The organism is Spirulina subsalsa FACHB-351 (genome assembly GCF_026130165.1).
In the GTDB taxonomy this organism is placed as follows: Bacteria; Cyanobacteriota; Cyanobacteriia; order Cyanobacteriales; family Spirulinaceae; genus Spirulina_A; species Spirulina_A subsalsa_A.
This window is the reverse complement of record NZ_JAIHOM010000025.1, coordinates 39,013-49,963: the sequence shown is the minus strand read 5'-3', so window position 1 is coordinate 49,963 and position 10,951 is coordinate 39,013. Positions and strand designations below refer to the sequence as shown.

Annotated in this window: 6 protein-coding genes and 1 pseudogene; 5 read left to right on the top strand and 2 right to left on the bottom strand. The window is 47.0% G+C overall.

What is annotated here, in order from left to right; all coding sequences use genetic code 11:
• From K4A83_RS06995 to K4A83_RS06985, 3 genes and pseudogenes are all read left to right on the top strand, one after another.
• Positions 1-2,156 (top strand): annotated as a pseudogene (locus K4A83_RS06995) (hypothetical protein); the annotation flags it as partial.
• Positions 2,157-2,181: 25 nt separating this feature from the next.
• A complete protein-coding gene (locus tag K4A83_RS06990) occupies positions 2,182-2,964 on the top strand; it encodes a CIS tube protein (RefSeq protein WP_265263747.1) in 783 nt (260 codons plus the stop codon).
• Between the two features lie 125 nt (positions 2,965-3,089).
• Positions 3,090-5,030 (top strand): VgrG-related protein, encoded by a 1,941-nt coding sequence (locus tag K4A83_RS06985; protein WP_265263746.1) that lies wholly within the window; start codon positions 3,090-3,092, stop codon positions 5,028-5,030.
• Between the two features lie 169 nt (positions 5,031-5,199).
• Here K4A83_RS06985 and K4A83_RS06980 read toward each other — a convergent pair whose 3' ends face one another.
• Both K4A83_RS06980 and K4A83_RS06975 read right to left on the bottom strand, forming a co-directional pair.
• Complete coding sequence (locus tag K4A83_RS06980) at positions 5,200-6,465, bottom strand: NAD(P)/FAD-dependent oxidoreductase (protein ID WP_265263745.1); 1,266 nt, start codon at positions 6,463-6,465, stop codon at positions 5,200-5,202.
• Positions 6,462-7,901, bottom strand: a complete 1,440-nt coding sequence (locus tag K4A83_RS06975) for an NAD(P)/FAD-dependent oxidoreductase (protein WP_265263744.1) — start codon at positions 7,899-7,901, stop codon at positions 6,462-6,464. The genes K4A83_RS06980 and K4A83_RS06975 overlap by 4 nt, the downstream gene beginning before the upstream one ends.
• A gap of 965 nt (positions 7,902-8,866) precedes the next feature.
• Here K4A83_RS06975 and K4A83_RS06970 point away from each other — a divergent pair.
• Both K4A83_RS06970 and obgE read left to right on the top strand, forming a co-directional pair.
• Complete coding sequence (locus K4A83_RS06970; RefSeq protein ID WP_265263743.1) at positions 8,867-9,583, top strand: Mo-dependent nitrogenase C-terminal domain-containing protein; 717 nt, start codon at positions 8,867-8,869, stop codon at positions 9,581-9,583.
• Between the two features lie 98 nt (positions 9,584-9,681).
• Positions 9,682-10,710 carry a GTPase ObgE gene (obgE, locus tag K4A83_RS06965; RefSeq protein ID WP_265263742.1) on the top strand — a complete coding sequence of 343 codons (1,029 nt, stop codon included), beginning with the start codon at positions 9,682-9,684 and terminating at the stop codon, positions 10,708-10,710.
• Positions 10,711-10,951: the final 241 nt, after the last annotated feature.

Here is a 10,951-nt window from a genome sequence, read left to right as displayed (position 1 = left end):
CTGGAGAGACTCCGACAATTCAGAGACAAGTCGATACATCTTCAGGAGAAACTCCTATTCAACGGGAAACAGTTGGGGAGACTCCGACAATTCAAAGACAAGTTGAGACATCTTCAGGAGAAACTCCTATCCAACGGGAAACAGTTGGGGAGACTCCGACAATTCAAAGACAAGTTGAGACATCTTCAGGAGAAACTCCTATCCAACGGGAAACGACTGGAGAGACTCCGACAATTCAGAGACAAGTCGATACATCTTCAGGAGAAACTCCTATCCAACGGGAAACAGTTGGAGAGACTCCGACAACTCCATCCTCATCGGAAACACCAACAATCCAGAGACAAGTTGATACACCTTCAGGAGAAACTCCTATTCAACGGGAAACAATTGGGGAGACTCCGACAATTCAACCGAAATCTGAGACATCTGGGGAAGGAATATCTACACCTATCCAGAGACAAGTCGAGACACCTTCAGGAGAAACTCCTATCCAACGGGAAACAATTGGGGAGACTCCGACAACTCCATCCTCATCGGAAACACCCACGATTCAGAGACAAGTCGATACACCTTCGGGGGAAACTCCCATCCAACGGGAAACAATTGGGGAGACTCCGACAATTCAACCAAAATCCGAGACATCTGGGGAAGGAATATCTACACCTATCCAGAGACAAGTTGATACACCTTCAGGAGATACTCCCATCCAACGGGAAACGATTGGGGAGACTCCGACAATTCAACCAAAATCCGAGACATCTGGGGAAGGAATATCTACACCTATTCAGAGACAAGTCGATACACCTTCAGGAGAAACTCCTATCCAACGGGAAACAACTGGGGATACTCCGACAATTCAAAGACAAGTTGAGACATCTTCCGGGGAAACTCCTATCCAACGGGAAACGACTGGAGAGACTCCGACAATTCAGAGACAAGTCGATACATCTTCAGGAGAAACTCCTATTCAACGGGAAACAGTTGGGGAGACTCCGACAATTCAAAGACAAGTTGAGACATCTTCAGGAGAAACTCCCATCCAACGGGAAACAATTGGAGAGACTCCGACAATTCAACCGAAATCTGAGACATCTGGGGAAGGAATATCTACACCTATCCAGAGACAAGTTGAGACATCTTCAGGAGAAACTCCCATCCAACGGGAAACAATTGGAGAGACTCCGACAATTCAACCGAAATCTGAGACATCTGGGGAAGGAATATCTACACCTATCCAGAGACAAGTCGAGACACCTTCAGGAGAAACTCCTATTCAACGGGAAACAATTGGGGAGACTCCGACAATTCCATCCTCATCGGAAACACCAACAATCCAGAGACAAGTCGAGACATCTTCAGGAGAAACTCCTATCCAACGGGAAACAGTGGGGGATACTTCTGCAATTCAACGTAAATCTGATTCAAAAAAACCTGCTTTATCGGTTCCCAATTCTTGGGAGAATGCTGCACAATTATTCGGGGAAGAATCAACTCAGGACACAGAAAATCAAGTGGTGCAACGTTTCTTAGATAAAGAAAATCAATCTGATGATGTTCAATCAGAGGATGATATTTCTAGCTCATCAGAAGCACCTACGGTTGACCAAGATTTTGCTGAAAATTTAAGACGTAGTTTCAAAAAAATCCTGCCTTTTCAAGAGGAGCAAGACGAAGCTTATATTGAAAGTTTAATTGCACGAATTGCTCAATTGGAAGACGGGTTTAATGAACAATTTGCTGATGCTTCGGTGACACGGATAGCTGGAAATGATGTGTTTACCGAAACGTTTCGGCAACAGCAAAAAGATAAAGATCCTAATTTTTCAGAAAATGTCTTGGAGTTGTTAGAAGAAAAACTGGAAGAGTCTGATAGTGCTTTTGAAGAACAGTTAGGGGAAACTATTAAGTCAGCAGATGTGGCAATATTGAAAGCTTTAGAGTTAAGATTAGGGGAGGCAGATGATCTATTTTTGAGGGAACTAAAAGCAGTGATTATTGCGGCAGATGTGGAATTTCCAGAAGATGAAACTATGGATGAAGAAGCAGCACAGGATTTAGAGATTTTGGCGCGGGAAATGTATCTTATGATTTGTCAACGTTTGGAGGTGGAACGAGAACGTAAGGGTTTGTTATATAATAGTCGTATTTCTTGGTAATTCATGTGATATAACAGGAGGCTTTATGACAGTTTTACAAAAAGCAAGATTATTCTGTACAGATAATAGAGATTACGATTTCCAGTTTTTGTTTAACCCGGAAATGTTGCAGTTTCAAGAATCTATTAAGGTAAAAGATTCTAAGTCTGCTAGAACAGATCAAGGAACGCCTAAAGTCAGTTTTGAGTATCCGAAGGCACGGAGTACGACTCTTAATAAGATTATGTTTGATACTTATGAGTCAGGTAAAAGTGTGATGAAAGAATATATTGAAAAGCTCCAAAATTCGGTTAAGTTTCAAGGCTATTCTTCGGGGGGTACTGTGGTGTCTCGTCCTCCGATTTATCAGTTATGTTGGGGGGATCAAAATTATTTAACTTGTTTTGTGGAGAAGTTGGATTATAAGTTAACGATGTTTTTGGCGGATGGAACTCCAGTAAGAGCGGAGGTTAAGCTAACGTTAAAAGAGGTTGATAGTTCTTTTTTAGCAGCTAGTGCTAGAACCTACAATAAGGATTTATTTGGGAGTCGGGATACTCGGCAACAGCCTGCTAAACCTTTAAGTGCAGGACAGGCAAGGGAACAAGCGGTAAGAAATGCGGAAGAAGCGCATAGAAATTGCCTTGCACAGGTTGATCAAATGAGACAAGATGCCAGACATAGAAATAATCGATGGCTCGGATTTCTGAAAAGTAATCCAGATTTTAATCCACAAGAAGCAGACCGATTGAATAAGGAAGCGGATAAACGTTCTAAAGAATGTGAAGCTCTCCAAAAAGAAGCGGAAGAGTTAAAAAAATGGGTTTAGACGTTGATAACTCTAGCATTAAGATTGGGACGTTCACTCAATCAGGTTTGATAAATATTGGCTTTTGAGTTACTTTTTGATTTTGATTTGTAATTGGCTGCTCTCTATTACTTTGGCTGAAAAAAATGATACAAGCTCAAGATTCTAGTTATGTTGCGGTACCCTTTTTACAGTTAGGGGGGCAGGATGCGCCGAAGGAGTTAATGAATGATCTCGAACAGATTACGGTGGAGGAGAGTTTGCATCTGCCTGCGATGTTTACGATTGTGGTAGAAAATCCTTATTTTCCGGGACAGGATGAGGATAAGCCTTGGCGGTATGATGATATGTTGAAGATTGGGCAAACGGTGAGGATTGGTTTTCAGTCGAGTACGACGCAGGATCCGGATTTTAGTCGGGCGAATCGGGAGTTTTTAATTGAGGGGGAAATTACGGGGATTGAGAGTCATTTTAGTGAGAATTCTCAAGCGCCTGTTTTAGTGCGGGGTTATGATATTTCCCATCGTTTACATCGGGGTCGTTATAACCGTTCGTTTCAGAATTATACGGATAGCGATATTGTGCGGGAAATTGCGCGGGAGGTGGGGATTAATGTGGGGGGAATTGATGCGAGTGGGGATCCTCATGAGTATGTGTTTCAAGAGAATCAAACGAATATGGAGTTTTTGCGCCATCGGGCGGCTAGGATTGGGTTTGAGTTGTTTGTACAGGATGGTAAGTTGTATTTTCGGAGGCCTCAGGGGGGGGAGAATTTGGCGTTAACGTGGCTGAAGGATTTCGGGGGGTTTCGGGTGCGGGTGACGAGTGCGGAACAGGTGAGTGGGGTGGAGGTGCGAGGATGGGATTATGGTCAGAAGAAGGCGATTGTGGGGACGGCGCAACGGGAACAGGTGATTACTCAAAGTCAGCAGGGGAGGGGGTCTACGACGGGGGGACAGTTTGGACCGAAGAATCCGCCGACGATGGGGGCGACTCCTCCGCCTAAGATGATTGTGGTGGACCAACCTGTGTTTCAGGCGAAGGAGGCGGATGCGATCGCCCAATCCCTGTTTAATGAGTTAGGTGGGGCCTATATTTACGCGGATGCCACGGGGGAGGGCAATCCCAAAATCCGCACGGGACGGGTGGTTAAGCTGCAAGATATGGGCAAGTATGACGGGCAGTATTACATCACGGCGACTCGTCATGTTTACTATCAACGCAGTTATCGGACGGAGTTTAGTGTGCGAGGTTTACGCGGGGGGGATCTGTTCTCAATTCTTTCCCCTAAGCCCCAATTAAAGCCCGGACAGACGTTTTTAGTGGGTATTGTGACGGATAATAAGGATCCCCAAGGTTGGGGGCGGGTACGGGTCAAATTCCCTACGCTCACGCCGGAGGAGGATGGGAGCGCCCACGCGAGCAATTGGGCGCGGGTGGTGGCCTTGGGGGCGGGGGATCAACGGGGGTTTGATTGTCTGCCGGAGATTAATGATGAGGTGTTGGTGGGGTTTGAACATGGGGATATTCACCGTCCTTATGTGGTGGGGGGGGTGTGGAATGGGAAGGATAAACCCCCGGTGGCGGTGAATCAGAGTGTGGAAAATGGAAAGGTGCGGGTGCGGACGTTGAAGACGCGGACGGGACATCAGTTACAGTTTGTGGAGGAGGATAAAACCAGTAGTAAGCGGGGGATCTCTTTACAAACGGCGGGGAAACATGAGATCCAGTTGAAGGATAGTAATGGCGATCGCGCTATTGAAATTAAGACCAGTGGCGGCCATAAGATTATTTTGGATGAAACCAATGGCAAGATTGAGATTATCAGCCAAGGCAGACAGGAATGTATTCTCAATGATCGCGATCGCAGTATTACCTTAAAAGCCCTTGGAACGATTACGATTCAAGGCGGAGCGAGTTTAAATTTAAATGCCGCAGGGGGAATCACTTTAAAAGCGGGAGGGGTGATTAGTGTCAGCGCGGGGGGAGCAACTACCATCACCTCGGGAGGGGCAACTACCATCACCTCGGGAGGGGCCAATACTCTCACGGGGACAACTAATGTAATTGTACCCCCTGCGGGTTAGGGAGCGGGGGAGTCGGGTGTAATGTCATTGACTAACTTTGACTAACTTTAGCCAGAAACCGGGTTGCATTCATTGTCTAGTTTTCTCGATACACCCTAGCAAAAACCCGGTTTCTCATGTCAATTATCAATTGTCAATTATCAATTATCAATTATCAATTATCTATTCCCTATTCCCCAGGCAAAACATCAATTTTCAAGGCATCTCCATGAAACTGATGGAGGAAACGGGGACGGACTTTGAGATTGACCATCTCGGCTGGGAAGACGTAGCGGAGGGGTTTCTCGTATACTTCCCCTAAACGGAGAACACTTTTTTCTAGGGGTTTGCGCACACGCAGATAAACGGTATGCTCGCGATCGCTAGAAATGGTATGAGGGACACAGTAGGCCACATTTTCCCCCGGAATTAAGCGGATATTATCCCGAGGCAATTGTTGTCCAGTCGCATAGAGTCCCGCATATTCCCCCGTTAAACTAGATTCGGCACTCACAAAGTCCACCAAATCATGAATATGGACTACATTCCCACAAACAAACACCCCATCTTGAGAACTTTCCATGCGACTATTCACCACGGGTCCCTGAGTGACGGGATCTAAACGTAAATTCAGTTGACGGGAGAGTTCATTTTCTGGAATTAGACCAATGGACAGTAACAGGGTGTCACAGTCAATGTCCCAACTTCTGGTTAAATCAGGGACAAAATGGGAGTCTACCGGAGCGACCGTGACTTTTTCGAGGCGATCGCGTCCTTGAATATCCACCACCGTTGTAGACAAGTGTAAAGGAATATCAAAATCCTGCAAACACTGAACAATATTGCGGTTTAAACCATTCGCATAGGGCATAATTTCAAACACCCCCACCACCTCCACCCCCTCCAACGTGAGGCGACGGGCCATAATTAAGCCAATATCCCCAGACCCTAAAATAACCGCCCGTTTGCCCGGTAAATAGCCCATCAAATTAACAAACTTTTGGGCTAATCCAGCCGTTAATACCCCCGCAGGTCTGCGTCCGGGAGTGCGAATGGCTCCCCGGGTCCGTTCCCTTGCCCCCATCGCCAAAACAGCCGCCTTCGTCTGCACCTGCTGCATTCCCGTCTCCCCAGACATTAAGGTAACTCGTCGCTGACCGTCGATATCCAGAACATAAGTATCCTTAGCCACCTGAATATCCGCCGCTAACACTTGCCCTAAAAACCGTTGAGCATATTCAGGCCCCGTCAACTCCTCCTTAAAATGTTGCAGACCGAAACCGGGGTGAATACACTGCAATAAAATCCCCCCCGCTTCCTTCTCACGGTCTACAATCAGAATGCGCTCTGCGCCCTGTTTTTTCGCCCCTAAAGCCGCCGCCATGCCTGCGGGGCCTCCTCCCACCACAACCACATCATAAGCCGTTTCTAAGGGTCGATTCCCATAGGTATTCATCGATTTAAAACCTCCTCTCTAGCGCGGACAATCCAAGACTCGCCCCCCCGTTTCGTCAAGGCCGGAATGGGACAGCCCAATTCACGGGAGAGCAATTCTAAACAGCGCCCCGTACAAAATCCTCCCTGACAGCGCCCCATCCCTGCCCTCGTGCGGAATTTAATCCCGTCCAGGGTAGCGGCTCCTCGGGCAATAGCGGCCAAAATTTCCCCCTCGGTAATCCCTTCACAACGGCAGACAATCCGCCCATAGGAGGGATGCTCTTGGGTTAAGGTCATATGTTCTGTCCTAGATAAACTGGCAAAGCGAATCACCGGGGGGTTTTTGGCGATAAAGTCATCCTTGGGAATCAACGCTAGACCGCTATCTTGGAGGATTTCTAAGACTAAAAGTGCGATCGCCGGAGCCGCCGTTAAGCCCGGAGATTGAATCCCCGCCACCTGAATAAACCCCGGGCGAGAACTCGGTTCAATGATAAAATCTTCCCCATCAGCCACCGGACGCAATCCCGCAAACTCCGCAATACAATCCCGGGGGCTAATACCCGGAGCATACTGCATCACCGCCTCAAAAACCCTTTGTCCTCCGGCCGCCGTTGTGGTTAAATCTTCCTTATCTTCCACCTGTTCCGCCGTCGGCCCCACCATTAACGTTCCGTCATAAGTGGGAATGACTAAAATCCCCTTAGAAACAGGAGTAGGACAGGGAAAAATCACCCGTTGAATATAGCCATTTAAGCGTTTATCCAGTAAATACTCTTCCCCTTTACGCGGATAGATTTTAAAGTTGCCCACCCCAGCCATTTCGGCAATCTGATCGGCAAAAAGTCCCGCCGCATTAATCACAAAACGGCTATAAATCACTCCTTTTTGGGCGTTAATTTGCCAAACATCCTCCCGGTAATCTAAGCCCAGTACAGGGTTTTTTGTGCTAATTTCTAACCCATTGAGTCGAGCATTATCAATCAGGGCAAAACAGGCCTCATAGGGATTAACTACCCCCGTTGTAGGGGCATATAATCCCGCGACAATATTTGGGGAAAGGTGAGGTTCTGCCTTGAGAATTTGTTCAGTCTCCCATAATTCCAGACCCGGCACACCCTTCTGTTCTCCTTGGGCTTTAATCTGTTGTAGGGTGGGAATTTGTTCCTCACTCAGAGCAATAGTAATTTCTCCAATGCGTTTAAAACCAAAGTCTAAATCGTCCCGTAAGGCATCCCACAGTTGATTTCCTTCCCACTCTAACTTTCCTTTCAGGGTATCCGGTGAACTGTGGTGTCCTCCGTGAATAATGCCACTATTAGCTTTACTAACACCAAAACCGACTTCTATCTCTTTTTCCAGTAAAATCACCCGTAAAGAATAGCGCATCAGTTCCCGTGCGATCGCACAACCAACTATTCCGCCACCAATGACGGCTACATCATAAACTTCCATGAGTTAGCTCCTTGTTTTAGGGAATAGGGAATGGGTAATGGGGAATAGGAAATAGATAAAACTGACAATTTTAACCCTATTTTACTCGCGAATTTTTCCCGATCTTGCCCATTCCAAAGGGGGCTAGATAACTAGGAAACTAGGGTAAGTTTTCCTTGCATTATCCTTCATGTTTTGAAGGTACTAAGGAACAGGACGTTTTTTCTGAATCTAGCGTTGTGAGCAGGAAAGATTGAGTTTAGCTATTAAAAATCTTGAGTAACTTTCAGGCAATCTGTATTGATGTTACTAGATTCTAATGTCCTTATATCTTGAGTTTTCCGCCACTCAAAGTCTTGGTTTTTTTGACCTATTTTTTGACCTATTTTTTGACCTATTTCCTAGCACGAGATTACCTCATATTACTATTTTTATTTTTGGGACAAAAATAAAATCTTTGATGATTTTTTTAGCCATTTTGAACCAACTCACACTAAGTTTAGTATAGAGGGATTTGGGTTGATACAAATTAAATTAATCTAAAGTTTTGTGAGAAGTGGGAATACATCCCCACTCCTAGAATCCCTTGGCGATCGCGCCCTTCGCCATGACAGCCCCGATCTCTTCTTCACTCATAGCTTGAAAAGTAATAGGGAACAGGGAATTGATAATTGATAATTGATAATTGACATGAGAAACCGGGTTTTTGCTAGGGTGTATCGAGAAAACTAGACAATGAATGCAACCCGGTTTCTGGCTAAAGTTAGTTAAAGTTAGTCAATGACATTACACCCGACTCCCCTGCTCCCCCGCTCCCCCGCTCCCCTGCTCCCCTGAGAATTGATAATTGTCAATTGTCAATTCCCCACTCCCCTGCTCCCCCGCTCCCTATTCCCCAAGTTATTCAGCAAGCCCTATCTATTCCCTAGCCCCCAAACCAGCGCACATATTAGAATAAGAGGGGAAAGCATTGCGGGGAAATAGTGATGACCAGCAAGATTGAGCATCAATACACCAACGAGCAAATCTCGGTCTGGCTGCGAGGATTATTAACAGTTGCTTGGGCCGATGGACATTTTGATCCCGAAGAACAAGAACTCATCGCCCAACTAACTCAAGATGAACTCGCCCCTCACACCGATTTAGGGGAACTAGAACCTATCAGCGCCGAAGAATTAGCCGCCACCCTCGGCCAAGATTCCCAAATGGCGGAAAACTTCCTGCGGACTGCCGTAATGATGGCACTGGCCAATGGCGTTTACTCCGTGGAGGAGTCCAATGTCATTAATCAGTTTTTAGCGGCCTTGGGCTTGGAAATTAAGGCCTTACAGGTGCTGGAACAGACCCTATACGACCCCGCTAAACACGACTTACAAGCGAATGATGCGTTTGTGGCAGAAGCTAATGCTACGGCCGTTTCTCCCCTACAGCCTCCCCACCCTTCGAGTAATGTCCTCAAACCTGTCCAAGATTGGTTAGATGGGATGGAAGTCCAAGATCGCCGAGTGGCTCGTTTTGTGTGTAAAATGGTTCCCCCCCAGTGTCCTTTTGAGCGGGATATTAAACTCTTTGGTCGGAAAGTGGTTCACATTCCCCCCATGTGCAAGTTAAACCCGCTTTATGAGCAGTTAGTAGGGTTACGCTTTCGGGCGTTGTCCTACTTGGCGGATGATTGTGGGGAGGATGTCTCTAAATACTGTTGAACTCAGTATTTTTGAACTTATAAGCAACGGGCAGGACTCAATTTAGGTGCTGTCCGTGAGCAAATTTTCAGGAACCCCAACGAGGGGAATAGTTAAAGATGCAGTTTATTGATTACGCGCAGATTGAAGTGAAGGCCGGGAAAGGAGGGGATGGGATTGTTGCCTTTCGACGGGAGAAATATGTCCCGGCCGGGGGGCCTTCGGGAGGGAATGGGGGCTGGGGGGGGTCGGTGATTATTGAAGCGGCCGAGAACCTGCAAACCCTGTTAGATTTTCGTTATGCCCGGATTTTCAAGGCCGATGATGGGAAACGAGGGGGGCCGAATAATTGTACGGGGGCTTCGGGGAAGGATTTGTTGATTAAGGTCCCTTGCGGCACGATGATTTATGATGCCGAGACGGAGGAGGTGATGGGGGATTTAGTGACGGTGGGGCAACAGATTTGTGTGGCGAAAGGAGGCAAGGGAGGTCTGGGGAATCAACATTTTTTGAGTAACCAGAATCGCGCTCCAGAGTACGCTCTCCCGGGATTAGAGGGGGAGGAGCGGGTGTTACGGTTGGAGTTGAAGTTATTAGCCGAGGTGGGTTTGATTGGGCTGCCTAATGCGGGTAAGTCTACGCTGATTTCGGTTCTCTCGGCGGCCCGTCCTAAAATTGCTGATTATCCTTTTACAACGTTGGTGCCGAATTTGGGGGTAGTGCGCAAACCGACGGGGGATGGGACGGTATTTGCCGATATTCCGGGATTGATTGAAGGCGCTCATGCGGGGGTGGGTTTAGGTCATGAGTTTTTACGCCATATTGAACGGACAAAGCTGTTGGTGCATTTGGTGGATATTACGGGGGATGACCCTTTGGGGGACTATCGCACGATTCAAGCGGAATTGACGGCCTATGGTCGCGGTTTGGGGGAACGACCCCAGATTTTGGCGTTAAATAAGACGGATGTGGTGGATGAGGATTGGGTGCAGTTTATGCGGGGGGAATTTGCCCAAGTCACCTCAGATCCGATCTGTGAAATTTCGGCGGTGACGGGGGCGGGATGCGATCGCCTTTTACAAACCGTTTGGCAACAACTAGAGGCCTTAGAAGCCCTAGAGGAAGCCCTCAACCCCTCCACTGGCTGACCCCCAATCTTGACAAGTTAAACCTTTTCTCCTCTTGTCAAGGTCAGGGAATAGGGAATTGATAATTGATAATTGATAATTGACATGAGAAACCGGGTTTTTGCTAGGGTGTATCGGGAAAACTAGACAATGAATGCAACCCGGTTTCTGGCTAAAGTTAGTCAAAGTTAGTCAATGACATTACACCCGACTTCCCCGCTCCCCTGCTCCCCAACCAGATTGGGAGATTAGAGTAAGCCGT

Coding starts and splice junctions, on each gene's coding strand:
- K4A83_RS06990 (WP_265263747.1), top strand. CDS start 2,182: ATGACAGTTTTACAAAAAGCAAGATTATTCTGTACAGATAATAGAGAT.
- K4A83_RS06985 (WP_265263746.1), top strand. CDS start 3,090: ATGATACAAGCTCAAGATTCTAGTTATGTTGCGGTACCCTTTTTACAG.
- K4A83_RS06980 (WP_265263745.1), bottom strand. CDS start 6,465: ATGAATACCTATGGGAATCGACCCTTAGAAACGGCTTATGATGTGGTT.
- K4A83_RS06975 (WP_265263744.1), bottom strand. CDS start 7,901: ATGGAAGTTTATGATGTAGCCGTCATTGGTGGCGGAATAGTTGGTTGT.
- K4A83_RS06970 (WP_265263743.1), top strand. CDS start 8,867: ATGACCAGCAAGATTGAGCATCAATACACCAACGAGCAAATCTCGGTC.
- obgE (WP_265263742.1), top strand. CDS start 9,682: ATGCAGTTTATTGATTACGCGCAGATTGAAGTGAAGGCCGGGAAAGGA.